The 25,422-nt window shown below is 66.7% G+C and carries 23 protein-coding genes and 1 pseudogene; 12 read left to right on the top strand and 12 right to left on the bottom strand.

Annotated elements, in window-relative coordinates; translation table 11 throughout:
• Positions 1-81: 81 nt before the first annotated feature.
• The 6 genes and pseudogenes from FB384_RS17245 to FB384_RS17220 form a co-directional block, all read right to left on the bottom strand.
• Positions 82-718: pseudogene (locus FB384_RS17245) on the bottom strand (maleylpyruvate isomerase family mycothiol-dependent enzyme).
• A 250-nt stretch (positions 719-968) separates the two neighbouring features.
• Positions 969-1,769, bottom strand: coding sequence for a crotonase/enoyl-CoA hydratase family protein (locus FB384_RS17240; RefSeq protein ID WP_183784340.1), 801 nt, complete (start codon positions 1,767-1,769; stop codon positions 969-971).
• A gap of 54 nt (positions 1,770-1,823) precedes the next feature.
• Entirely contained in the window at positions 1,824-3,101 is a 1,278-nt protein-coding gene (locus tag FB384_RS17235) for a TRAP transporter large permease (protein WP_183784338.1), read from the bottom strand.
• Entirely contained in the window at positions 3,098-3,796 is a 699-nt protein-coding gene (locus tag FB384_RS17230) for a TRAP transporter small permease (protein WP_221212768.1), read from the bottom strand. Before FB384_RS17230 ends, FB384_RS17235 begins: the two co-directional genes overlap by 4 nt.
• Positions 3,793-4,884, bottom strand: a complete 1,092-nt coding sequence (gene dctP / locus FB384_RS17225) for a TRAP transporter substrate-binding protein DctP (protein WP_183784336.1) — start codon at positions 4,882-4,884, stop codon at positions 3,793-3,795. Before dctP ends, FB384_RS17230 begins: the two co-directional genes overlap by 4 nt.
• Before the next feature lie 122 nt (positions 4,885-5,006).
• Entirely contained in the window at positions 5,007-5,756 is a 750-nt protein-coding gene (locus FB384_RS17220; RefSeq protein ID WP_183784330.1) for an IclR family transcriptional regulator domain-containing protein, read from the bottom strand.
• Positions 5,757-5,905: 149 nt separating this feature from the next.
• On the opposite strand from FB384_RS17220, the gene FB384_RS17215 reads away from it, so the two are divergent.
• Genes FB384_RS17215 through FB384_RS17205 form a run of 3 tightly spaced genes read left to right on the top strand, consistent with a single transcriptional unit; the run spans position 5,906 to position 9,371 of the window.
• Positions 5,906-7,048 carry an acyl-CoA dehydrogenase family protein gene (locus FB384_RS17215; protein WP_183784327.1) on the top strand — a complete coding sequence of 381 codons (1,143 nt, stop codon included), beginning with the start codon at positions 5,906-5,908 and terminating at the stop codon, positions 7,046-7,048.
• Positions 7,048-8,160: an acyl-CoA dehydrogenase family protein gene (locus FB384_RS17210; protein ID WP_221212767.1), complete on the top strand. Its 1,113-nt coding sequence runs from the start codon at positions 7,048-7,050 to the stop codon at positions 8,158-8,160. Before FB384_RS17215 ends, FB384_RS17210 begins: the two co-directional genes overlap by 1 nt.
• Positions 8,157-9,371, top strand: a complete 1,215-nt coding sequence (locus FB384_RS17205; protein WP_183784325.1) for a CaiB/BaiF CoA transferase family protein — start codon at positions 8,157-8,159, stop codon at positions 9,369-9,371. The genes FB384_RS17210 and FB384_RS17205 overlap by 4 nt, the downstream gene beginning before the upstream one ends.
• 696 nt (positions 9,372-10,067) lie before the next feature.
• On the opposite strand, the gene FB384_RS17200 is transcribed toward FB384_RS17205, so the two are convergent.
• Genes FB384_RS17200 through FB384_RS17190 form a run of 3 tightly spaced genes read right to left on the bottom strand, consistent with a single transcriptional unit; the run spans position 10,068 to position 11,786 of the window.
• Entirely contained in the window at positions 10,068-10,901 is an 834-nt protein-coding gene (locus FB384_RS17200; protein WP_183784324.1) for an SDR family NAD(P)-dependent oxidoreductase, read from the bottom strand.
• Positions 10,898-11,638: an SDR family NAD(P)-dependent oxidoreductase gene (locus FB384_RS17195; RefSeq protein WP_183784322.1), complete on the bottom strand. Its 741-nt coding sequence runs from the start codon at positions 11,636-11,638 to the stop codon at positions 10,898-10,900. Before FB384_RS17195 ends, FB384_RS17200 begins: the two co-directional genes overlap by 4 nt.
• A complete protein-coding gene (locus FB384_RS17190; protein WP_183784320.1) occupies positions 11,628-11,786 on the bottom strand; it encodes a hypothetical protein in 159 nt (52 codons plus the stop codon). The genes FB384_RS17195 and FB384_RS17190 overlap by 11 nt, the downstream gene beginning before the upstream one ends.
• A gap of 194 nt (positions 11,787-11,980) precedes the next feature.
• Here FB384_RS17190 and FB384_RS17185 point away from each other — a divergent pair, with 194 nt between their 5' ends.
• Complete coding sequence (locus tag FB384_RS17185; RefSeq protein ID WP_183784318.1) at positions 11,981-13,861, top strand: helix-turn-helix domain-containing protein; 1,881 nt, start codon at positions 11,981-11,983, stop codon at positions 13,859-13,861.
• A 651-nt stretch (positions 13,862-14,512) separates the two neighbouring features.
• Positions 14,513-14,809 (top strand): hypothetical protein, encoded by a 297-nt coding sequence (locus FB384_RS17180; protein WP_183784316.1) that lies wholly within the window; start codon positions 14,513-14,515, stop codon positions 14,807-14,809.
• A 291-nt stretch (positions 14,810-15,100) separates the two neighbouring features.
• Here the strand turns inward: FB384_RS17180 and FB384_RS17175 are convergent, their stop codons facing one another.
• The 3 genes from FB384_RS17175 to FB384_RS17165 form a co-directional block, all read right to left on the bottom strand.
• Positions 15,101-15,370 (bottom strand): hypothetical protein, encoded by a 270-nt coding sequence (locus FB384_RS17175; RefSeq protein WP_183784314.1) that lies wholly within the window; start codon positions 15,368-15,370, stop codon positions 15,101-15,103.
• A 242-nt stretch (positions 15,371-15,612) separates the two neighbouring features.
• Complete coding sequence (locus FB384_RS17170) at positions 15,613-16,917, bottom strand: PucR family transcriptional regulator (RefSeq protein ID WP_183784312.1); 1,305 nt, start codon at positions 16,915-16,917, stop codon at positions 15,613-15,615.
• 314 nt (positions 16,918-17,231) lie between these two features.
• Positions 17,232-18,884, bottom strand: coding sequence for a CocE/NonD family hydrolase (locus FB384_RS17165; protein WP_183784310.1), 1,653 nt, complete (start codon positions 18,882-18,884; stop codon positions 17,232-17,234).
• A 294-nt stretch (positions 18,885-19,178) separates the two neighbouring features.
• On the opposite strand from FB384_RS17165, the gene FB384_RS17160 reads away from it, so the two are divergent.
• From FB384_RS17160 to FB384_RS17130, 7 genes are read left to right on the top strand one after another with little or no spacing between them, the layout of a single operon-like run.
• Positions 19,179-20,396, top strand: a complete 1,218-nt coding sequence (locus tag FB384_RS17160) for an acyl-CoA dehydrogenase family protein (protein WP_183784308.1) — start codon at positions 19,179-19,181, stop codon at positions 20,394-20,396.
• A gap of 59 nt (positions 20,397-20,455) precedes the next feature.
• The gene (locus tag FB384_RS17155) at positions 20,456-20,887 is read left to right on the top strand and encodes a nuclear transport factor 2 family protein (protein ID WP_183784306.1); all 432 of its coding nucleotides are present in this window, start codon (positions 20,456-20,458) and stop codon (positions 20,885-20,887) included.
• A 41-nt stretch (positions 20,888-20,928) separates the two neighbouring features.
• Complete coding sequence (locus FB384_RS17150; protein WP_183784304.1) at positions 20,929-21,483, top strand: flavin reductase family protein; 555 nt, start codon at positions 20,929-20,931, stop codon at positions 21,481-21,483.
• Positions 21,480-22,112: a 3,4-dihydroxy-2-butanone-4-phosphate synthase gene (locus FB384_RS17145; protein WP_183784302.1), complete on the top strand. Its 633-nt coding sequence runs from the start codon at positions 21,480-21,482 to the stop codon at positions 22,110-22,112. Before FB384_RS17150 ends, FB384_RS17145 begins: the two co-directional genes overlap by 4 nt.
• 45 nt (positions 22,113-22,157) lie before the next feature.
• On the top strand, positions 22,158-23,036 hold the full coding sequence (locus FB384_RS17140; RefSeq protein ID WP_183784300.1) for a dioxygenase family protein: 879 nt from the start codon (positions 22,158-22,160) through the stop codon (positions 23,034-23,036).
• A 36-nt stretch (positions 23,037-23,072) separates the two neighbouring features.
• On the top strand, positions 23,073-24,218 hold the full coding sequence (locus FB384_RS17135; RefSeq protein WP_221212765.1) for a CaiB/BaiF CoA transferase family protein: 1,146 nt from the start codon (positions 23,073-23,075) through the stop codon (positions 24,216-24,218).
• On the top strand, positions 24,211-24,993 hold the full coding sequence (locus tag FB384_RS17130; RefSeq protein ID WP_183784296.1) for a citryl-CoA lyase: 783 nt from the start codon (positions 24,211-24,213) through the stop codon (positions 24,991-24,993). The genes FB384_RS17135 and FB384_RS17130 overlap by 8 nt, the downstream gene beginning before the upstream one ends.
• Positions 24,994-25,422 lie beyond the last annotated feature (429 nt).

The following is a 25,422-nucleotide window of genomic DNA, read 5'->3' as shown; positions in this document are numbered from 1 at the left end:
CACTCGCGGGGCCATGCACGCGCGGACCACCGCTGCCGTGATCGTGTCCAGCCTCGGTTTCTTTCCGGAAGCCGCGATGCGCTACGGCTCCGACCGGGGCACAACCACGCGGGAACCGTGGGCAGATCCGGGCGAGGCACCCGCCCCGTCAGCCAGCCGGCGAGCTGCCGTTTCCGTGACGGTGGATCCCGCCGGGGCGTCACCGAGGTCCCAGCTGGTCGAACGGTCCTCCGGCGCCAATGTCAGGTTCGGACACCCTTCTTTCCTCGACAACGCGGCCGTCACGTCGTCGAGGAGCACATCGATCAGCGCAGGAGGTAAGGCGTCGACCGTCACGCCGGCCTCGAGGTCGACCGCGTGCAGCCACACTTCCCGCACCCGCATCCAGGGAATCTCGGCCGCCGGGATCTCACGGCCGAGCGCGCTGCGCACCCGAGCCTGCCACTGCGGTTCGGTCAGCGCGTCCAACGCGGCTTCGAGGCCGATCGCCGCGTCCCGCACCTCGGCACGCAACGGGTGCACGCGTTGCCGTCTCCTCGATCTTGGCATCGCGCTGGTCGCGGTCGATGTACATCGGCGTCTCGACACCGGAACGCGCCCAGGTGGCAAGCCGTGTCAACGCCTCGGCGTTCCGGGCGAGATGGCCGAGAACGTGTGCCCGTGTCCGACCGGGAAGCAACGTCGGTGCACCGAACGCGGCGTCGTCGAGCGTCTCCATACAGCCGATGAGTACGGCCGTGCCGTCCCGCATCCAGGCCCGTGTCAGCGTCGTGTCGCGCCGCGCGTTCACACCGTTGCTCCTTCCGCGAGACGAGTCGCGAGATCCGACCCGGCACCCTCCTGACCTGCACGTCCGCAAAATCGCGCCAGGTCGGAACCGTTTGTCCGTGGCCGCGTTCCCGGCCGGGAGCGTCCGGGCAGCGAAGCCGGGTGGACGACGCCGGCCCGCCTGCACGATTGGCTGCTGGTCAGCGACCGTCGAATCTGCCGACTCTCTTCTCCACCATCGCACTCATGGCTTCCTCGTGGTCGGCGGTGTGGTGCGACAAAGCCTGCATGGTTGCCGAGAGCTCCAGAACCTGGCGTAAGCCCTGCGTGCGCGATTCCGTGAGCAGCCGCTTAGCCATCCGTGTCGAGTGCGCCGGATTCTTGGCGACGCGGGCGGCCAGTGCGTTCGCCTCGTCGAGGAGACGCTCCGGATCGGCGACGCGAGCCACCATTCCCCATTCGAGTGCCGTGGCTGCGTCGACGCGGTCGCCGGTGAGCGCCATCTCAGCCGCCCGCTGAGGCCCGATGGCGTGAGTGAGGAACCATGCGCCGCCGTCACCGGGGATGATGCCGAGCTGGACGAACGACTCGGCGAACCAGGCAGTGGTCGAGGCGACCCGCAGATCGCACATCATTGCGAGATCGCATCCCGCTCCTACTGCCGGGCCGTTGATCGCCGCCACCATCGGCACCTCGCACTCGGCCAGCGCCAGGGGGATCCGCTGGATACCGTCCCGGTAGCCGTTGCGCATCTCCCAGGGGTTACCGCGGAACATGCCTCGTTTCTCGCGCATGTCAGTCACATTCCCGCCCGCCGAGAACGCTGAACCCGCCCCCGTCAGCACTACGCAGCGGACGTCCAGATCCTGTTGCACACGGCAGACGTTGGTTTCGAACGCATCGATCATCTCTGCACCGGAGATCGGATTGCGCTGATCGGGAAGATTGATCGTCCATGTTTCGACGTGCTCGGCACGTTCGATCAACAACACATCGCTCATGAAACGGATTCTCCAAGTGGGCGCGGGCAGAACGGGCTGTTGTTCACTCCGGGATCATTCGAGTACCCAGAGCACGAGCTCGGGAATGAAGACAAGGGCGACGCCGATCGCCATGATCGCGCCCGCGAATGGCAGGGCGCCACGGAACACCTCGCCCGGTGTCCGGCCGGTCACCCGTGAAACGACGAAGACGTTGAGTCCCATCGGGGGACTCACCATGCCGACCTCGGCCAACAGCACCACGAAGATGCCGAACCAGATCGGATCGTATCCCAGCTCGGTGACGATGGGCAGCACCACCGGCACGGTCAGTGCGATGATCGCGATCTGGTCCATGAAGAACCCGAGCACGACATAGACGAAACCGATCATCAGCATGATGGCGGCAACGGGCAACGAGAGTCCGCTGATCGCGGTGACGAGCGAGTCGGCGACTCCCGTCTCAGTGAGGAAATGGCCGAAAACCTCCGCACCGACGATGATCGCGAAGATCATCGCACTGGTCTTGACGGTGTCCACGACAGCTTTGGTCAGCGCAGCACGCGTCACCTTCCGTCGGAGAGCTGCGAGCACGAATGCCGCGAGACAGCCGACGGCCGCTGCTTCCGTGGGAGTCGCGACGCCGGTGTAAATGGCACCGACGACCGCGCCGAACAACACGAGGATCGGCAGCGCCGGGAGAACCGCCTTCGCCTTGACGGCCAGTGCGGTCGCCTCGCCCCGTGGCGCCGCGTCGGGTCGCAACGTCATCAGCACGTACAACACGACGACGAGGGCCAGGGCGACCAGCAGCCCGGGCGTCACGGCCGCCACGATGGTGTCGCCCACGCTGACCTCGGCGGTGATCGCATAGAAAACGAGGATCACACTGGGCGGGATCATCGCCGCCAAGGTGCCGACGACGGCGATCATCCCCGTGGCTGTACGGGGCGCGTACCCCTCCCGGATGAGTTGACCGGACGAGGTGGAGGCGAGAGTGGCGGCCGACGCCGTACTCGAGCCGGATACGGCTGCGAACGCGGTGCCCGCAGCGACGGACGCCAACGCCGTGCCACCCCGGACACGGCCGACCACAGTCCGGGCTGCGAGGAAAAGCGAGTCGACCAGGCCGGACATGAGAATCAGCTGTGCCATGAAGATGAACAGTGGCGCAGCGGAAAGCGTGTAGCTCATCACCGAGCTCGGAGCCGCGGTCTCGATCACGCCAATGACCTGCTGGTCGGTGCCCAGGTAGAGCAGCCCCACGATGCCGGTCACGAGGACGGCGAACGATACCGGAACGCGAACGATGATGAGTATCAGCAGGAGTGCGGTAAACAGGAGGGCAGTCATCGGCTGTGGCCTCCCTCGGCGATGGCGGCGTCGACCTCTGTCGGCACGTCACTCGGTGTGTAATCGGTGCACGGTGCGTTCCACGGCGAGATCAGCTCGCGGTAAAGGTCGATGCCGACGATGACCAGCCCGAGCAGGGCGGCCAGCGGCATGATCGATTTCCACCACCACGTGGGCCACGGCAGGTCGGCCGACCCGGGGACGGGCTGCTCCTGCGTCTGGAACGCGAACGCGGCGGAGTCGATACCCGCGACCAGCAACCATGCCAACCCGAACACGATGACCAGCTCGCCCAGCAGGGTCAGTGCTTTCTGGCCCATCGCGGGCAAGCGGCCGTACAGAGTGGACACCGCGATATGTGAGCCGGTGCGGTACGCGGTAACGAGACCGAAGAAGGCCATCGCCATCATCAGGTACTGCTCGACAAGGCCGACGTTCCATCCGAGTGGGCTGTCGAAGAGGTTCCGTACCACGACCTCCGCCACGGTCAGCACGGTGATGGCGACCAGAGCGGCCCCGGCGAGTACGGCGCAGATGCCCGAGACCGCGTTCTGTACACGGTCCAGCCGGGGGTGGTCGTGGGTACGGAATCCGGTCGTCGTCTCGATGGCGGTGCCGGGTTGACCATTGACGCGTACCAACGTCGGGGACGTCTCGCCGGACACGCGGGCAACGTCGTTCTTCGCGATGTTCACCGGCTCTCCCCCTGCCGCGCCTGCGTGGCCAACGATTGCTCGAATTCGGCCAGTACGCGTCGGCCGGGCAGGCCGATCGATTCGAGGTCGGCCGCCCAGTTCTGTTGCACGGGCTCGGCAACGGCATCCCACTCGGGGCGCTGCTCCGGACCAACCTCGACGAGTTCCACACCCTGGCGGCGCATTTCCTCAACTGCATTCCCACCAGCCTTGGTCAGCGAGCGGCACACCCCGCGCTGTGCCACCTCGGCGGCCTCGCGGACCACCCGCTGCTGCTCCGGGTCGAGCTGCTGCCAGATTCCCTCGCTCACGGAGAACGTGACCGTGAACGAGCCGAGTCGGGCGCCGACGGTCGCAAAGTCGAGCACCTCGCCGAGCTTGTAGGACGCGATACTCACCGGACTGGCGATCGTTCCGTCGACGGTGTCTCGCGAGATGGCTTCGAAGAGCTCACCGAGCGGCATCGAGACGCCGGACGCCCCTACATGGTCCACCACCCGGTCCGCGACGCCGCCGGTACTCCGGATCAACCGGCCCGCAGCCTGTTGCGGACGTTCGATCGGCCGCTTCGTGCCGAGGATCTCGTAGTCCGGCACCAGCGCCACCCAGAGTGGCCGGACGCCGTGTGGTTTCAGCTCCTCCTCGAAGAGGGTCTTGCCAGGCTGCATGGCGTCGAGAACGGCGTCTGCTCCGGTGCAACCGTCGGGAACCAGCCCCGGAAGATCGCCCACATTGGACATCGGAAGCTCGGTGCCGACATAGGCCGGCGACACGGGCGCGAAGTCGACGACCCCCTTCCGCAACAAGGTCGGCATGTCGCCCTGCTCGCCCATCTGGCCGTTCGCGAAGTACTCGACGTCCAGTCCGACCTCGGGGCCGTTCTGCTCGAGATACTCCCGGAACGGGATCACCCCGCCGACATCGATCGGATGACTGGCCGGAAAGCTGTCGCCGATCCGGAGGACCGTGGTCCCATCCTCGGCCGTGTGCGGCCCAACCTGACCGCAGCCGACGAGAACCCCACTTGCGAGCGCGACCGCCAACGACGCCGCAGCCCATCGGCGTCGGCGGAAAGAGGGTCTGATCACCATTGAACACCCCGATTTACGTGAGGAAGTACGTAAATACGTAATAATTTTGCGCTCACGTAAGCTACGTCGGACACAACTCCGTGTCAACGCTCATCAATGCCGGAGACCCCGGCAGGGAATCAGCCCCGGCTGTGCCAACGGCCGGAATGCCGACGGAGCGCGTCGACGATCTCCGCGCGACGGGGCTGCAGCACCTCACGCGGCCCCACGACACCAACCGCGGCGACGACGCGTCCGCGCTCCCACACGGGCACCGAAATGCCGTCGATCTCCATGTCCTCCGCAGCGGCAGGCAGGGCCGCCACCCCGTCCTCGCGAATCTTCTCCTGTTCCACCAGGAACCGCTGGATGCGATCTTCGTCTTCGGGGGCGAGCGTTTCGAGGTAGGCCCACAAGTCCCGTTGCTCCCAGTCCGCCAGCAATACCCAGCCGGTGGAAGTGCGGATCAGTGAGCGACGAAAGAAGCGCTTGGCGAGGTAGGCGGTGCGGGGATCGGTTGAACAGTGGTCGATGTAGACCACGTCGGACCCGACCGCAACGCCGAGAACGACCGTCGTGCCATCGGTCTCGGCGTGAAGTTCGACCAGATCCTCGTGGACGATCCGGTTGACTACCCCACGCCCCGCCAGCAGGTTGAGGAAGTACGGAGCCACACCGAGCCGATAAGTACGCGCGCGCTCGTCGAGGTAGCCCGCGGCGACCAAACCATTGACGAGCCCCTGCACCGACGACACGGGCGCACCGACCTTGTGCGAGATCGCGGTGAGCGACAAGCCGTCGGATCGTGCGACCACCTCGAGGATCTCCGCGACACGGTCGACCGTCCGGTGTCGCGGCCGGACATGTGTCGGCCGCTCGGACTCCGTCATGACTCTCCTTCCAACTGCGCGCGACCACATCTTCCCTTGTCGACGGGTGGCCGTGACCGCGGGCAAGGCCTGTTGACCGTGCGAGCGACACAGTCTACCGTGAGCTACGTATTTACGTATAACTCTCCCGGTTTCCGTACAGGAGTGCCATGCCGACCCTGATGCCGCCGCCGGTCCGCGAGGACGACAACTTGCGAGCCCTGCGCCGGGAAGTTCGCGCCTTCCTCGCTGACGAGCTCGCCGTCGGCGCGTACCAACCCACCGTCGACACCTGGCTCAGCGGCTGGGACAAGGCGTTCACCGGCAAGCTCGCCGAGCGCGGCTGGCTCGGCATGACGATCCCGGCCGAGTACGGGGGTCACGACCGGACGTTCTTGGAACGGTTCGTCGTCACCGAAGAACTCCTCGCCGCGGGCGCGCCGGTCGCCGCGCACTGGATCGCCGACCGACAGGTCGCCCCTACCCTCCTGCGTTTCGGCAGCGAGCAACTCAAGCGCACCTACTTGCCACACATCGTGGCGGGCACCGTGTCGTTCGGCATCGGGATGAGCGAGCCGGACTCCGGCTCGGACCTCGCCAGCGTGCGCACCCGCGCCGAGCGTGCCGACGGTGGATGGCGGGTGTACGGAACCAAGTTGTGGACGTCCGGCGGCCATCTGGCGGATGCGTTCATCGCACTCGCCCGCACCGCACCTCCCGCCGAGAAGGACGGCCGAGTGGATCGCCACGCCGGACTGAGTCAACTACTCATCACGCTGAGCGAGCCGGGTGTCGAGATCCGTCCGGTCGTGTCGGCCAATGGCCTGCACCACTTCAACGAGGTCTTCCTCGACGGCGTTTTCGTTCCCGACGACCACGTGGTCGGCACACTCGGCGACGGCTGGCGCCAGGTCACCTCCGAACTCGCCTTCGAACGCTCCGGGCCGGAACGGTTCCTGTCCACCTACCAGCTGGCACGCACCGTCACCGGTCCCGATGGCGAGCTGGACGTTGCGGAGTCCGGCCGGATCGCGGCCAGGCTCGCCGGCCTGCACCAGATGTCACTGGCGATCGCTGCTGCGCTCCAGCGCGGCGAACGGCCTGATGTCCCCGCGGCCCTGGTCAAGGTGCTCGGAACCACGCTCGAGGGCGACCTCCCGGATCTGGTCGACCTCGCCATTCCGACGGGCCGCACCGGCGACACCGCCGCGCTCACCCAGCGGGCCGTGCAGCAACGACCGGGGTTCACGCTGCGCGGCGGTACGAACGAGATCCTCCGAGGCGTCATCGCACGCGGATTGGGAATGCGCTGATGACCACCGACCCGATCACTGCCGACCCCGACCTACGCAAGGTTCTGCGTGACATTCTCGACGGTGACCTCCACGGCCGCCTCGACCAGTCCACCACCGGGGTCACGCTCGACGTCGCATTGTGGGAACAGCTGAGCGAACTCGGATTCACCGCATTCACCGCGCCGGAGGCGCACGGCGGTGCCGGCGCCGGCTGGCTCGAAGCGGCGGCGTTGCTGGGCGAGAGTGCCGCGGCGGCACGCCATCTTCCCCTCGCGGAGAGTGATCTCCTCGCCCACTGGCTGCTGCGCGAGGTCGGACTCCCGCCGGCAGATCCGATGACCGCGCGCACCGTCGCGATCGTCGAACCGAACGGCACCGCCGTGGGCGTGCCATGGCTCGGCCGGCTCCCGGTGGTCATCGCAGCTCGAAGGCAGGACGGCACACTCGCCGTTGCCGAACTCACCGCCGACGAACTCGCCGACCATGCCATGATGACAGCCGTTCCCACGCTCTCCGGGCAGCCCCTCGGCGACCTGACATTCACCACGGACGTGCCCGAGGCAACCGTCCTCGACGCCGGCACCGGTGGCACTCTGCTCGACCAGCTCGCTTTGCGAGGAGCGTTGGCCCGTGCCGTCCAAATCGCCGCGTCGCTGGACAAGGCCGTTGATCTGTGTGTCGAGCATGCCAGCGTCCGAGCCCAGTTCGGTCGGCCCTTGGCGAAATTCCAAGCGGTGCAACAGCTTGTGGCCGACGCGGCCGCCGAAGCCGCGCTCGCTCGGGCCGCCGTCGACGCCGCGGTTCTCGACGCCGCCGCGACAGACCTCATTGGACCGGCATCCGCGACCCTGGTGGCAGCGGCACGCTCCTGTGCCGGCCATGCGACATCCGTCGTCGTGCGCAACGCCCACCAAGTCCACGGCGCCATCGGAACCACCCAGGAGCACCCGTTGCAACTGTTCACTCAGGCCGCGCTCGACTGGCGCGGCGAGTTCGGCACCACCCGAAGCTGGGACCGGTTCCTCGGGGAGGCGGTTCGGACCGGTCCCGCCGCATTGTGGAACGCCGTGGTCGGCGCACCCATCCCCGACGCAACCGCGGTCCTACCGGGAATCGGGAGGCGCCGATGAACAGGGAAACGTCACCGTCTCTCTTGTGCGGAGTTCGAGTGCTCGACCTCTCGACGGTGTTCATGGGTCCCTATGCGGCGCAGATACTCGCCGAGTGGGGAGCCGATGTCATCAAGGTCGAAGCCCCCGGGGGTGACCAAATCCGCGGAGTCGGCGACATCGCGAACGCCGGGGTGGGCCCGGTCTTCGTCAACGCCAATCGGGGCAAGCGCTCCGTTGCGCTCGACCTGAAGACCGACGCCGGCCGGGATGTGCTCCACTCGCTCGTACGTGGGGCCGATCTGTTGATCCACAATGTTCGTCCTTCGGCAGCCGTGCGGTTGGGAATCACTTGGGAGGACCTGCGCGCCGTCAATCCACGGCTGGTCCTGTGCGCATTCCGTGGCTACGGCGCGGGCGGCCCCTACGCCGACCGGCCTGCTTACGACGACGTCATCCAGGCGGCCAGCGGCGTCGCCAGCGCCCAGGCTGCCGCCGGAGGCGAACCCGGGTACTGGCGTTCCGCGGCCTCGGACAAGGTCATGGGAATCTACGGTGCCGCAGCGGCATGCGCCGCCCTCCGCGCCCGCGAGGCCGATGACACCGGACGAGCAGTCGAGATTCCGATGTTCGAGGGGATGGCCTCGTTCATGCTGCTCGACCGGCAGGGTGGCTGGCTGAGCGATCCGCCGACGGGGCCGACCGGATACCCACGGACCGACTCACCCCACCGCCGACCCTACGCAACACAGGACGGCCACCTCGCCGTCATGATGTACGCCGACAAACACTGGACCGCGTTCTTCGACCTGATCGGTCGCCCGGAGCTCGCCGAGGACCCCCGCTTCCGCGATATCGGAGCGAGGACCCGGCACATCAACGAGCTGTACGGGCTGCTGGCCGACGAGATGGCCACCCGCACCTCCGCGGAATGGAGCACGATCCTCGAACGTGCCGACATCCCGCACGGTCCGGTCAACACGATCGAGGACCTCTTCTCCGACCCGCAGCTGACGGCGACCCAGTTCTTCCACACCGTCGAGCAGCCTGGGCTCGGCCCGGTCCGGCTGGCCCGGTGTCCGATCGATTCGACAACGTCCCGACGGCCACCCAAACCGGCCCCGCTACTCGGACAGCACACCCGAGAGGTCCTGGCAGACGCTGGGTACCCCGCGCAGCAGATCAGCGACCTGCTCGCCGCCGGCGTGGTCCGCGCCGCACAGCAAACGTGATCGCGGTCGGAATCCCATGGCCTGAACACATCTGACCTCGCGATCGCTCGCGCTTCCTCGGCGTGCCGCTCGAGTTTCTCGCGTGGTCCGCGGCTGCGGGCAGCTCCTCGGCTGCCCGCAGCCCACAGCTCCACGGCGGCTTCGCCGAGCAGGCTGTCCCTGTGCCGTTCTCGCGGGCCAGGTCGACGGCGATCCGTACGTCCTGAGGCAACAACCGGAGCCCGAACCCGGAGCCGATCGCTGTCGACCATCAACTCACCGGCCAGCACATCACCAGCAAGCAGCCCTCCTCAGCCGACCGCACCACCGTTACGGTCATCGACATGCCGCTCGCGGAGACCATCGCGACGAACACTGATCGATCCGCGTGCGGGCGACCAGCGGGGTCCCGCCCCGACTACGACGGCTGAAGGACCGACGGCGGCACACCGGAGTCAACTGAAGCCGCGGAAATGGAGTCCACAACGGACGGTCGTGCAGGGTCCGTCCGCCGTAAGCTGGCGGCGCAGTTCAGTCGACGTCGCCACGGGTTCCCGGTGGAGCAGAGCCTCTCCGGATCAAGTGCGGTAGGTCATACTTTGCACCGCTCGCCGCGCCATCAATCGGCGTGAAGATTCTTCATCGAGAATTCCTGATGCGAATGAACCTCTGGACTCGCCGGACGGAACATCCCGGCCGCAGCGGGACCCACCTCGGTCACGCATCCGCGGCCGGAGAAACCGCCTGGGCCGCGACCCACTCGGGGCTCGGGGTACCCGGATTGATCTTGCCCATTCCGGGAAAACCGGTGGCATAGCCGCCATCGACAGGAAGAACCGCACCAGTGACGAACGAGGCTTCGTCACTGGCCAGGAACAGTACGGCGTTGGCGATCTCACTGGCGAGTCCCCAACGATCCATCGGCACGCCGGCGGGGCGACCGATGCCCGGCGGCGGTTCGGCAGAGGTTCCGCTCAGCGGGTGCAGGCCGGTCCAGATCGAACCAGGCGCGACCACATTGACCCGAATCCCGTCCGGCGCGTAGTCCAGGGCCGCGGAGACCGACAACTGATTCACGCCTGCCTTCGCCGCCCCGTACACGCTGTGGTGCCGGTACCCCACCAGTGCGGACGCCGACGACACGTTGACGATCGAACCACCGCCCGCCTCCCGCATGGGAACGATGCCGGCCTTCATACACAGGAACACCCCACGCAGATTCGTGGCGTGCACCCGGTCGAAGTTCTCGCTGCTCTGCTCGTGCAGCGGCATCAGACCACCGCCGAACCCCGCGTTGTTGACCAGCACGTCGAGCCTGCAGAATCGACCCACGGTTGCGTCGATAACGCGCTGGACGGCGTCCTCGTCCGCGACATCGGCCTGTACGCCGAACGCGGCGTCACCGATCTCGGCGGCGACGTCCAGAGCGTTCCGACTACGGCCGACCACCACCACGCGGGCGCCTTCGGCGGCGAACCGGGTCGCGGTGGCCTTTCCGATGCCGGAACCCCCGCCGGTGACGACGGCGACCTTGCCACGCAAGCGTGTCATCCGAAGACCCGCCCGCCGTTGACGCTCAACGTATGCCCGGTGACGTAGGCCGCCTCTTCGGACGTCAAGTAGGCCACCGCGTACGCGACGTCCTCAGCTCTGCCGGCACGCTGCATCGGCATCCGCGCGGCTGTCGCAGCCGGGTCGGGAACGTTGCGACGCATCAGAGGAGTATCGACGAACCCGGGCGGCACGTTGTTCACCGTGATCCCGCAGGCCGCGAACTCGGTGGCGAGCGCCTTGGTGAATCCGATCACCCCGCCCTTCGCCGCTACGTAGTGCGCCATGTTCGGCGACCCGCTCTGCGCCGACGACGAGGAGATGTTCACGATCCGGCCCCAACCCACGTCGAGCATGCCCGCCACAAGCGCCTTGGTGACCAGGAACGGCCCTTTCAAGTCGATCCGGATGGTTTCGTCCCACTCTTCCTCGGTGAGATCGACGAATGCCTTGTACTTGGTGATACCCGCGTTGTTGACCAGGATCGTGACCGGCCCCAGCTCGGCACGCGTCCGGTCGGCAGCCTCCGCTACCGCTGCCGCCGCGGCACAGTCCGCGTGGACCACCAGACCCTTACCGCCCGCATCACGAATCGTTGCCACGGTTTCCTCAGCGCCCTCACGGTCCAGATCCCACACGGCGACCGCGGCACCTCGTTCGGCGAGTACCGTCGCACACGCGCGGCCGATCCCGCTTCCTCCACCGGTGACGACGGCATTCCTACCCTCAAGAGACATATCCGTTCCTCCTCATCGAGCGGTTTACGGCGTCGGTTCTCACCGAGCGCAGCACGTGCGGCGGTGCGCGCCGCGACGGCGCGAGGAAAGCCCGCATACCCCACTGGCCCGCCACGACGCATGCGTCCTCGTCGATGAGGATCTTCATTCGGTGTCCTCTCCTGAGTGGGAGCAATGATCGGCCCTGGAGGCGTGTGGTGACTCTGTCGGCGGATTCCGCGGTGTGTGAGCAATGGTGTCCCCCATGTGACCACAGCCACGCGGACGCAACGATGGATAAAGTGCACCGTTTTCAGGATCGGGATGGTGGAAAGTGTCCACCCCGCGAGGCATACTCAGGGCGTGACCACCGCAGACGTCGGCACCTGGCTCCGCCTGCTCGACGAGCACGGCTCCACCGAGGCCATCGAGGACCTTCGGCGCGAGCTGGTCGCGGGCGGCTCGGCCGAGGACGCGATCGAGGGCGACGCCGAGCGGGCGCGCCGGATCCACCGCAGGCTCACGGCACATCAACGCTACATCGACGGGCTGGCAGCACTCGACGACCTGGCTCGCAGGCTCGCCACCCTGCACGAACCGGCCGACGTTCTGGAAGAAGTGGCCGCCCAAGCGCGCATGCTGCTGTCGGTCGACGTCGTATACGTGATGCTCGAACAGCCGGACAACACACTGCGCACCGAGGTCGTCTCCGGGGCGTACGGGACTGTTCTGCGCGGGGTCGTGTTGGCTCGAGGTATCGGGATGGCAGGCGAAGTCCTGCGGACCGGCAGCCCTTGGACCACCGAGGACTACCTCTCCGACACCTCGTTCCGGCACGACGAAGCTGCCGACCTGGCTGCAGAAGGCGAGCGCATCGGCGGGCTGCTCGCCGTGCCGCTGCTCGCGGGAGACACCACGACGGGAGTGCTGTGCGCAGCGGTGCGCGGTAAACGCGCGTTCGGGCAGCACGACGTCGAATTGGCCGCCCGACTGGCCTCGCACGCGGCGGTCGCCATGTCGAATGCCCAGCTGTTGCAGCAGTATCGCGACGCGGTCGACGAACTGGAGCAGGCCAACGCCTCGCTGCAGCGCACGGTCGAGTCCAGGCAGGCCGTCAACGACCTGCGGGACCGGCAAAGCAGACGACTCATCGGCGCCGGCCGGTTCGCTGACTTCCTGCAGGACCTTCGCCGCTCGATCCGGGGAACCGTCGCCGCTTTCGACCGCGACGACGTTCTGATCGATGGTGAACCCGGACTCGATCTCTCCACCATCACCGGAGGCCTGAGCGGGTCGGCGATCGCCGCAGACCCGTCCGCACAGCTCTGCGTGGACGGGTCGCACGGCCCCGTTGTGGTCTCCGCGATCGGGCTCAGCACCGGCTACACCGGCTGCGTGGTGGCAACGGTGACGCCCGAAGAGAACGTCGACGACATCGCGGGACTGTCCGCGGTCACAGCCATGTCACTGGCCGTGTACGTGGCCACACAGATGTCGATCTACGAGGCGGACCGGCGGACGAGAGTCGAGCTGTTGGGCGCCCTGATGTCGGCGGAACAGTCGGAGGAGACGATCCTTCGACGCGCTGTGAGCGCCGGCGTCGGGTTCGACGGGCTCACCGCGGTGGCGGTGTTCGATCTCGGCGGGAACGCCAGGGCCGTATCCGCGCTGGCCCAGCAGATGGCGGACGAGCTGGGAGGATGGAGTGCGGTGTACTCCGGCACGGCCGTGACCCTGCTGACCGGGGCCACCACGGACCGCGCCCGCGCCACGGTCCGCAAGCTGACCGGCGCCGCACCGGCGCCAACCGTCGGCATCAGTACGGCGTCGAGCGGAGTGGCGGGAGCACGCTCAGCGGTCGAAGCCGCGCGGCAGACGGTCGCGGTGCTCGAGGCGCTCGGCCGCGAGGGCGAGTGCATGCTCGCGGGCGAGCTCGGGATCTACCGGTCCCTGTTCAGCACCGCCGGACGCGGTGAGATCCGGACGTTCGTGGAACACACCGTCGGACCACTCCTCGACCACGACCGTCGCCACGGCACAGACTTCGCTCTCACGCTCGCCACGTTCCTCACCATCGGGCAGAACCACCGAAGAACGGCGGCGGAGCTGCACGTACATCCGAACACCCTGTATCGCCGACTGGAGCGGATCACCGCCCTGCTCGGCGGCGACTGGCGGAGCGCTCCGCGCACCCTGGAAGTGCAACTCGCGTTGCACCTCCGCAACCTGCTCGACAAGGTCTGACCGGGCTCGGCGGAGCCCAATCGGAGACCACTGGGAGCGCTTGGCATGACACCTTTGCGCCCATGCGTTGCGTTGAGGAACAGGTCACGCTTCCAGCCATCGAAGGTCTAGTGTCCACAAGGCGGTAGGGCCGCGAGGGCTGTCGATCATCAACGCACCGGCCAGCACATCACCAGCGAGCAGCCCGGCCTCCCGCACTCACATCCCCCACGTCAACGGACTCGCCAACACCGGCGCCGCCAGAAACCGCTCCAACAGCACCGACACCGTCCACCGCTCACCCACAGCCCACCCCACCGCAACGGCGAGACAGGTCCCCACGACAGGTCGCAACAGCCACTGCGAGGGCACAGCAGACGAGGTGCTTCGGCCTGCAGGGATCCGTGTTGTCTGCGGTCGAAACCACCGGCGACGGACGTGGCGCAGCCGGTGTCGTGGATCGGCCAGTTCGATGATCGCGCATTCGCGTCCACTCACTACGACGAGCGCGCCAACGTTCAAATGATCCGCGACCGTCCTACATGCCGCAGCGCCCGGGCCAGAGCATGTCGGACACGAACTAGCCGCTGTGATCCTGACATGCAGGATCCGCCATGTATTTCTATGCTCAACTGCGGAATGGCCGATACGCACGAGAAGATAGAGGACGACATGACGACTGCACATCAGACCCACGCCGCTCACGAACACACGCACGGTGAAGGGTGTGGACACGTGGCCGTACCCCACGGAGACCACGTCGACTACGCACACGATGGTCATCTGCACCGTGCACACGACGATCACTACGACGAGTGCGAGTCGTCCGAACACACCACACACGAGTCCCACGACCACACCCACGGGGACGGCTGTGGGCACGTAGCTGTCCCGCACGGCGACCACGTCGACTACGTGCACGACGGTCATCGGCATGCCGCCCACGGAGACCATTACGACGAGCACTGATCGATCTGTGTGCCGGCGACCGGCGCAGTCCCGCCCGACGACTGCGGATGGCGGACCGACGACGGCAGACCGGACTCAACTGAATCCGCCGCCGCATTGGACGCCAAAGGATGGTTGCGGTGCCGGGTCCACCGTAGGCCGGCGGCGCAGTTCCGTCGGCGGCCGCTACGAACTCCCGCGGCCAGCGTGAAGGTGGCCAGTCCGGGATCGCCGGCCCAGCCGAGCCGAGGTGCTGGGTAATCGTCCTTCAGGTCATCCGGGCGCCTGGGCGGCGGGCTCGGTGGTGATCCGTCAGGCGGGACCACTTGTGGTCGCGGCGCCAGGTTTAGATGTGCGCCACCACCCGGCCGGTGTCGGGTTCGAGCTCTCGCGCGTGACCGAGGTCCGGTCCTGCAGAACGAACTCGCCGAAGTATGGCGGCGTCGCTACGACGTACGTGCCGTGCGCGCCTCCGTCGGCACGACCTGAACAGCGGTCACGGCTGACCTCATCGACACGATCATCACGCTGGTCGATGACAGCGATGCGCAGACCTTCTGAAAGTAGATCGATGCCGCTCACGCGAAAGGGATCAGCGCTGACGGGGTTCGCGACGTGCCAGCCATCGACGCCGGAGTGCTTACGACCGGCAACCCCGCCCGCGCGTCCTACGGGCGCGACATCGAAGCAACTCGCCCGGCGCTGGGACGGCATAGGTGCCACACCGTGACCCGCTGAATATCCGCCGCACAAACCAGTGGCCGATCCTCGTCCGCGACCTTCCCGTAGCAGCACATTCTGGACGCTCGTTCTCGAGCTTGTCATCACGATTCCGGCAGGACGGCATCGCCCAGTACTTGGGCAAGGAGTAAGGCGGCGTGCAGCTCGAAGCGCCGCTGCCCTACTTCGTGGCCGAGCATGGCCTCGGCCTTCTTGACGCGATAGGCGACCGTTCCCCTCGCTAGATGTAGGTACGTGGCGACGGTGCTGATGCTGCGCTCCTGCTCCAAGTATTGCAGGAGGGTTTCGCGGAGGGCAGAGACCTGACTCGTCGAGTCGGCCAGCGGACCCAATTCGCGTTCTACGAAGTTTCGGGCACTGTCGATGTCCTCGGCCAGCATGGCAATGGCAGATATCTCCGCGTAGTCGGTCACGCGGGTGGCTCGGTCGCCGGCGAGCCGAGCCAGCCGCTCTGCGCGAGTAGCCTGCTCGTGGCTGCGGCGGAAGCCGTCTACCCCACGCCCGGGCAGACCCAGTGCGATTCTGATGTCGGCGTGGACCGGTGGCGCGGGCTGGGGGGCCGGGTCCGCGTCGTTGGCAATGCTCCCCCAGGCCCAGAGCGCGGAGCTCCCGATCGGCACGGCGAGCGTGGCCGTAGCTCCCCGAGCGCGAAGCTGGGCTTCGGCGATACGTTCCAGGTCGGACACCTCGCCGGGCGAGTTGGCCCAGGCGATGAGCGCGAGGTGGCAGCGGTCGAGGTCGTAGCCCAGCACCGACGAGGCTGCGCGCACCTCGATCTCGTCGCCGGCGAGGATCTGGTTGACGGTTTCCGCGCGGGCCGCTGCGGCACTGGTGATCCAGCGGTCTCGCTCGGCGAGGAACTCGGTGACCATGGAGCCGGAGAAGGCGTCGATGTATCCGAAGAGGTCCTCCGATACGGCTTTCATTTCATCGGCGACACGGTCCGGGCCGACGAGTGATTCACAGGCGGTGAGGAATGCCTGGGCCATGCCCGCGTGGCCGAGTCGGATCCCGCGAAGGACCTTGTCCAATGCGATGCCGCGGCGCACGAACTCCCGGTCGCCTTCGAGGGCTTCCTCGGTGATCGGGCTCAGCTGTACGTCAGGGAACGCAAGTAGCACCATCGCGCGCAGGGTGGAGGACTCGGTGCCTTTGCGCAGGGTTTGGAAGGGCCCTTCGCCACCTCCGAAGGCGGGGATCTCCCGGATGATCGTTGTGGCCATCTCCCGGCCCACCTCTATGGCCCAGCAGACCGGGGTCTCGCCGACGTGCGAGATCGTTTCGGCGACCGTCGCGGGTGAGCTCGCTGCGGTGCTGGTCGTGTCAGGACCGCGGGGTTTCAGGTCGAGCAGCCATTCCCGACCAGCCGCGGGACGTTGTGGTGTCATGACTTCGAGACTCTCTGGGCGGAGGGCGTTTCGACCATGTCGCCTCCCACTTGTGGTTCCGCTCATCCAGGCGCCCACGAACACATCGCCTGACCAGGTGCAGCATAGGCGCGCCACGGTCCCCGGGCATCCGCGCGTTTCTCCCCCGGGACAGAGCCGCCTGGTCAGTTCGCGACAGCAGGGTGCACGGTACCGAGCGGCTGCGATTCACACGTCCGCGCGAATCGCGGTGGCAGTAGGGGCTGACGCTAGCCGGACCTCGCACGATGAACGGTCGAATCGTTTCGTGCGAGGCCCGGAGGGATGGGTCCTGGTCAGGCAGCCGGCGGGACGCGGGGGATCAACAGGCGTGAGGCCCGGTCGCCTCCGGTGTGGAGGACGTGGCGGCCGGTGTTGACCAGGGCAGCGTGCCGCTGCGCAAACAGGCCGTCGTCGTAGGCGTTGAGATCGTGCCCCTGGACGACCAGGCGCAGGGTCTCGCCTGCATGGAAGAGCGTGCCGGAAGGCCAGATCTCGATATCGACGGGCACGACCTCGCCGGGGCTCAGCGGTAGATCTCGCTGGTGGCGCAGCACGGGGCGCTCGGGGGTGGAGACGGCTTCGTCGAGCTCGCGCCGCGACACCCGTAGCCAGCCCAAAGCGACGTGTCCGTCGTCGAAGGTGGAGAAGAATGGGAAGTTGACCTCGTTGCCGTCGGTGTCGAGTTTTTCCACCCCGACGAAGAGGTCCATATCGGTGGCGCCGTCCGCCTCCACCCAGAGCCGTAGTGCCATTCCGCCGACCAGTTCCGTGTCCTGTTCAAACCGGTGGTCGAACACAGCTCGGCCTTCGAGGGCCTCGTATTCGAGGCGGCTGCTCGCAGCTGGAACATCAGAGAGCAGACCTCCGTTGTCCGCGTCCAAGTACAGCGGGGTGTACTCGACGCGTTCGAGTGGCCACTCGCTCTCAGCTCGGACCTCCCCTGTATAGGCCCGGTCCCGGATCTCGAGACGGACCGTGGGCCACTGCGCGACCTCAGTGGCGTTGCCCTTCAGCATGTGATCGAAGAAGGCGAGCTGACGAGCCAGGCTGTCCTCGGAGTAGTAGTAGGCCCACTTCTTGCGACCGTGGACCTCAAGCCATTTGTGCGGCGAAGAGATGCGGCGGAAACCGTCGAGCGTGCCTCGGGTGTGCAGCCCGTGATCGGACCAGCTGGCCACGACGTAGGCGGGGACGTCGATCTTTTCGAGATCGGCAACCTTGGACTTCCAGTAGTCGTCGTAGAACGGGTGATTCATGGCGTTGGTGGCAACGTCCTCGACCTGGCCGTGAGTCTTGGCGATGAGTGGGCCGAGCAGTGGCAGGAACTGGGTCTCCGGGATCCCGCCGTGGGTGGCCACTTCGTAGTACGGGTCGTGGAACCCCTCGAACGGGTTGATCGCGGCGAGATGCGGCGGGCGCAGCGCGGCGACGTTCCACTGGATGACCGAATACCAGGACACCCCTGACATGCCCACCTTGCCGGTGCTCCATGGCTGCACGCCGGCCCATTCGATGAGGTCGTAGCAGGCAGCGGCTTCGCCGGGGCCGAACATCTCGACGTCGCCCTCCGAGCCCCAGGCGCCGCGCGCGTCCGCGAGGATGACCGTGTAGCCGTGTGCGGTCCAGTACGCCGGGTCGGGCGTTTCGAACGCGGTGCAGGGAGAGAGCCGGTCGAGGTCGATGTCGTGACCGGGCCAGCTGCGCCACTCGAGCGCACCGTGCTTGCCGTAGGGCGACCAGGCGATCAGCACCGGTGTCGGTCTGTCGGAGTCGGCTGGGGCGTACCGGTCGACCAGCAGCCGCAGACCGTCGCGCATGGGAACCGAGATGTTGCGCTCGATGCGCATCCCGTTCTCCATCGAACTGCTCGGCTCAGCTCCCGGCCAGCCGGCCTCCTCTGGAGGAATACCGCGTGTGAAGACGTACAACGACGGCTCGGCGTTCATGATGGCTCCTGCTCCCTCGTTGGACCTGGATGCGCTGGGCGCCCAGTAAAGGGCGCAACCCGGCGAGCACGCTTGGTCTGCCGATTCAAAGCTCACGCGACCGCTTGTATCCGCGTTCAAGTCAACTAGCGAACAAGAACAGCAGCACAACACGCGAGCCGAAATCTGATCCCCCGGGACAAGCCCCCGGACGGCTCGGAGCCCTGTACTACGTCGCAACCCGTTGTGCAGCTCACCGGTCACTGCACCGCGGCCCTCACGACCGGTCACAGCTACTCGAAGAGGAGAAGCCTGATGACGACCTCTGCTGAAGCCGCGTCCTCGGCGAGCGTCGACGAACCGACCACCCAAGAATTGGTGCGTCGAGTCGCCGAGCTCCAGCCGCTGCTACGTGCCAACGCCGCTCGGGCTGAGACCGACCGACGGGTGCCGGACGAGAACATCGAGGCCCTGCGTGAGGCGGGGATCTTCCGGATCATGCAACCGCGCCGCTGGGGTGGGCTCGAGACCGACTTCACCACCTTCATGAAGATCAGCGAAGAGATTGGTCGGGGCGACGGCTCGACCGCTTGGGTCAGTGCACTGATGAACGTGTGCAGCTGGTTGATCGGGCTGTACCCGGAGCAGGCCCAGCGGGAGGTGTGGGGCGCCGACCCCGAGGCCCGCGCGTGCGGCGTGGTCGCCCCCACCGCGGAGACCCGCGCCGTCGACGGCGGCCAGATCGTCTCGGGATCGTGGGGGTTCGCCTCGGGCTCCGCGCATTCCTCCTGGGCCCTGCTCGGGATTCCCGTCGTCGATGCCTCAGGACAACAGATCGACCAAGGCCTGGCCTTGATCCCGATGAGCGACCTGACGCTCAAGGACACCTGGTTCGTAGCCGGTCTCCGGGGCACCGCGAGTAACACCCTGATCGCCGAGGAGGTGTTCGTGCCCGACCACCGCATCCTGTCGGTCGGAAAGGCCCTCGGCGGTGAGTACGGCACCGAGCACAAGGAAGAGGCGCTCTACCACTCCGCTTTCGTCCCCGTCCTGGCGCTCATCCTCGTCGGCCCGCAGATCGGGATGGCACGCGCAGCGCTCGATGTCGTCTCCGAGAGCCTCGCCAAGCACAAACCGATCTCCTACACCTTCTACGAGGACTCGGCCGCGGCGCCCACGACGCAGCTGAACCTCGCCGAGGCCACGCAGCTGATCGACACCGCACACCTCCACGCGATGCGCGCGGCATCCGACGTCGACGAGTGGGCCTCCTCGCTGGAGCACATGGACCGCATCACGCGCACCCGGGTTCGGATGGACACCGGATACATCGCCCGCCGCTGCCGCGAGGCGATCGACCTGTTGGTGAGCACCGCGGGGGCGAGCACGTTCGGCGAGAAGAACCCGCTGCAGCGCATTTGGCGAGACCAGGAAACCGGCAGTCGCCACGCCGTCGTCAACCCCTCGATCGCCGCCGAGATCTACGGACGCGAGCTGCTCGGCCAGCAGGACCAGATCACGGCGCTGATTTGACGAAAGGACGATCCGTTCCTGGCCAAGGACTCAAAGTCACGCGGAAAGAATAGGCCGACATGAACCCGATCAGCAAAACAACAGCCCGCGCGGAGACCCGGGCGGCGGCGGAGCAACTCCTGTACGCCTACGCCGCTGCCGCCGACGAACTGGACATCGAGACCCTGACCGAGTTGCTGTCCGAGGCTCAGGTCGATTTCGCAGGCCGCGCCGGAACAGGTGCGGAGTTCGTGGCGAGCCTGTTCGGTGACTTGTTCGCGAACGCTCCCCGCGTACGCCACCTGGTGAGCAACGTCAGGGTGTGGGAGGCAGTGGATACCGCCGGGGCGATCAGTTGCTCGGCGACGTGCCGATACACCCGGTGGCGCTACGAACCGCAGCCCGAGCTTCTCAGCATGGGCGACTACTCCGCGCTCCTCACCGAAGCGAACGGGCAGTGGTCGTTCCAGCACTTCCAAGTCGAGCCCTTGTGGAGCGCTCCGCCTCGTTGAAACGACAGGACTTGTCATAGGCGGCGAGCTCAGGAGGATTCATGAACACACCTTCCCGCACCGCGCCGGATACAGTGCACCCCAGCGAATTCCGGCGGGCGATGCGCAACGTTCCCACCACGGTGACCGTCGTGGGCACCATGAACGGCGACCAGCCGGTCGGCATGGTCGTCGGCACGTTCACAGCCATCTCCATGGACCCCCTCCTCGTGGGGTTCTTCGGTGATCAGCGTTCCAAGACGCTCACAGAGATCACGGCCGCCGATCGCTGGAGCTTCAGCATCCTGCATCAGGACGATGGCTTGGTGGCCGAGGCCTTCCGCGGGCCGGCGGAAAGCAGGTTCTCGGCACTCGACTGGGATGTCTCGGACTTCGGAACGCCGTTGATCAGGGGCGCGGTGATCACCATCGAGGCGATCAAGGACTCGGTCGTCCGCATCGGCGATCACGACCTGGTGACCGCTGAGGTGACATCCCTTCGTGAGGGCGATCGTTCGCGGTATCCGCTCGTGTACTTCCAGGGCGGGATGACACGGCTCGATCCCGAACACGCCTCCCATTCCGGAGACACGATCCCGGCGGGGAGCCCGCGATGACTGCCGTGGCTCCCGCGGAGGCGTCGATGGTCAAGGACCTGCCGGTGGTCGCCGACCTCGCCGGCGGAACGCCCGTCGTGCTGTACGACCGTACCGAGCGCGCGGCCACTCTCGTCATCGCCGCAGCCACAGCGTCACCGGACGTGATCGCCTTCGCGGTGCGGCACGGTTCGGGCCTACTCGCCGTGGCACTTCCGGAACAGGACTGCGATCTTCTGGGACTGCCACGCATGATCGGGGCCGGACATCGCTCCTCGTTGGGCGATGCACGGGTCACCGTCGACGCGGCGGAGGGCATCAGCACTGGTATCTCGGCCACTGACCGAGCGCGCACCATTCGGCTGCTCGGCCGACCTGAGACCGCGCCGGACGACCTCCAACGCCCCGGCCACGTCATGACGACCGCAGTTCCGGCCTCCTGCTGTTCCTGCGGCCAATCACCGGCACCGTCGATCGCGGGTGTCGCACTCAAGCTGGTGCGCACGACCGGACTGCACCCAGCCGCCGCCCTGACCCACCTCGTGCATCCCGATTCCGCAGAGTTGCTCGACTACCACGACACCATCCGATTTGGACATACCTACGGGTTGCAGGTCGCCGACTCCCTCGACGTCCTCAACCACAGCTGAGCAGGCATTGCCCTGCACGGCCCGCCACGACCGAGGAGCACCAACATGGCCTTCGTCAATGAAGACAATCTCACCGAACTGGCCACCACACGCTGGGCCACAGCCAAATCACCCCGCCTCGCCGAGGTGATGACGGCACTGGTCCGCCATGTCCACGCCTTCGCCCGCGAGGTGAACCTCACCGAGGAGGAATGGCAGGCGGCAATGGACTGGCTCGCGGCGACTGGACGGATCAGCGACGAGAAACGGCACGAGTTCATCCTCGCCTCGGACGTCGTCGGTCTCAGCACGCTCGTCGTGCAACTGAACAACCAGTTCTCAGCCTCCGCGACGCCCGCCACCGTGCTCGGCCCGTTCCACATCGACGGATCGCCCGCACTGTCCTACGGCGAGGACATGTCCGACGGACTTCCCGGGACTCCCCTGTTCATCACCGGCCGCGTCACCGACCTCGACGGCAATCCCGTGCCGAACGCACTGCTGGACATCTGGCAGGCCGACTCCGATGGCTACTACGAAGCCCAACTGTCCGAAATCGACGAGGCACGGCTTCGTTCGAAGTACCGCACACGAGAAGACGGCACCTACTGCGTCCGCACCATCGCCCCGCTGGGCTACTCCATCCCCCTCGACGGCCCCGTGGGGGACCTGATCGGCAAAACCGAGATCAGCCCGTTCAGGCCCGCGCACATACATTTCCTCATCGACCAGCCCGGCTACCGCAAGCTCATCACCCACTTGTTCCAGGAAGGAACCGACTACCTCGAGTCCGACGTGGTGTTCGGCGTGAAGGACGCGCTGATCGTCCGGTTCGAAACCAAGCAGCCCGGTACAGCACCGGACGGCAGCCAGATCGACACACCCCACCTGCACGCCACCTACGACTTCGTCCTCGAGCCCACCTGCGACGCGGCGACACGCTGAGCACACCCACGACAACGACGCATGAAGGATGAACTGATGACTGGTCCGCTCGAGGGCCTCCTGGTCGCGGATTTCTCGCGGATCTTGGCAGGCCCGTACGCGACGATGTTGCTCGCCGATATGGGTGCCGACGTCGTGAAGGTCGAAGGGCCACGCGGTGATGACACGCGCAGCTGGACGCCTCCGGTTCGCGACGGGGTGTCCACCTACTATCTCGGCATCAACCGAGGTAAGCGGTCGATCGCACTGGACCTGAGCGACGAAGCCGACGCGCAAGTCGCGCGGAGGTTGGCCGAGCGCGCGGATGTGCTCATCGAGAATTTCAAGCCGGACGGCCTCAGTAAATATTGCCTGGACTTCGACACCGTGCGCGAGTCCAATCCGGGCATCATCTACACGTCGATCACCGGTTTCGGCTCGGGCGCGGGCAAGCACGTGCCTGGTTATGACCTGATGGTCCAAGCGATGTCCGGTCTGATGAGCTTGACCGGCGAGCCCGACGGCTCACCGTATCGGGCCGGGATCTCGGTGTTCGATGTGATGGCCGGCAACCACGCGGCCATCGGCATCCTGGCAGCACTGCGCCACCGCGATGCGACCAACGCTGGCCAGCACGTCGAAGTCAACCTGTTGTCCTCGGCGCTGACGGGCTTGGTCAACCACAGCTCCGCCTACGTAGCAGGCGACACGGTGCCCTACCGGATGGGAAACGCGCATCCGAGCGTCTTTCCGTACGAGCCGCTGCCCACCGCGGACAACGAGCTCATCGTCGCCGCCGGCAACGACGCTCAATTCCGCAAGCTGTGCGATGTGCTCGGAATCCCCGACGTCGCCGACCACCCCCGGTTCGCCCGCAACGCCGACCGCACCGCCAACCGTGAAGAACTACGCCCGATCCTCACCGCGAAACTCAGCGAACGCGGCGCACTGGAATGGTTCGAGCTGCTGACCGAGGCCGGCATCCCCAGCGGGCCGATCAACACCATCGATGGTGGCTTCGCGATGGCCGAGCGGTTCGAACTCGACCCCATTGTCGAAGTCGGCGACGGGGATCGCGCCGTTCCGACCACGCGGCATCCCATCCGGTTTTCCGAAACACCGGCATCCTACCGCTTGCCACCGCCGGAACTGGACGAACACAGCGCAGAGATCCGCACATGGCTGGAGGAGACCGATGCCTGAATACCCGACCGCATTAGGCGCATCATCACTGGAAAAGATCACCTTGCTGGGCCAGGACCTGGCCCAGGACGTCATGGGCAACACCTCCTTTGGTGAGCTGGCATTCTGGCTGGCGACCCAACGCAAACCCCAACCCAGCGAAGTTCGCGTGTTCGAAGCGGTACTCGCCGCCCTGGCCGATCACGGCTTCACACCCACCGCGATCGTGACCCGCCTGACCCACCTGTCAGCCCCCGACTCGATCCAAGGTGCACTCGCCGCAGGACTACTCGGCGGCGGCTCACGCTTCCTCGGTGTCACCGAGGACACCGGTCGGTTCCTCCACGACGTACTGGCTGCAGCGGACCAACAACCCCGCGACGAAGCCGGCTGGGACGAACTCGCCCTTCAAACCGTGCAAGCCGAACGGGCAGCCCACCGCATCATTCCCGGCCTGGGACACCACGTACACAAGAACGGCGACCCCCGCACCCCTCGCCTGTTCGAAATAGCCCGCGAGGAAAACCAGTTCGGTCCCCACCTGGCGCTGTTCGAAGCCATCGGCCGCACACACCCACAGGTCCTCGGCAAGACACTGCCCCTCAACGGCGCGGGTGTCTGCGGCGCCGCACTGGCCGACCTGACCCTCCCGCTAGAGCTCCTGCGTGGCTTCGCACTGCTGGCCAGAACTGCCGGACTCATCGGCCAACTCGCAGAAGAGCTCCACACACCAGTCGCCAACGAGATCTTCCTGTCCATCGACCTCAACAACCGCCCCATCCCCCCTCGGGAGTGAGGGACACTCGCGAGGCAAGCACGCCGCCCAGATCACCACCGCCGCCAAGCCAAGCCTGGCTCGCTCGGCCGGACAGCACACGTGTTCCAGCGCCCGATGCCTTGTTCAGGACGGGGTCGACCTCGACGAGATTCAGATACTGCTCAGGCACACGTCGGCGCAGACGACCCAGCGATAGGCGCACCGCCCGCTGGGGCACCATCCGCACCGCACTCCGCCAAGAACCCGAGCCCGAAGCCACCCCGGGGCGCCCAGCTGGAGGCGCTGATCAAGCTGGCGAGGCCGACCTCGACCGGTGGCGACCAGCGCTCGAGGCGGCCCGCGCGGCGGTCGAGAACGACGGCAGCGACAACGCTGCATGGCCGAATCCGGCCCGACACTCGGACCGAGATGTCGGCGTCGCAATCACTCCGATGGGCGATGATTCCG

Origin of the sequence: Prauserella sediminis (genome assembly GCF_014195435.1) — a bacterium.
GTDB classification, from domain to species: domain Bacteria; phylum Actinomycetota; class Actinomycetes; order Mycobacteriales; family Pseudonocardiaceae; genus Prauserella; species Prauserella salsuginis.
The sequence above is the reverse complement of the archived record's forward strand: the minus strand, read 5'-3'. Positions and strand labels throughout refer to the sequence as shown.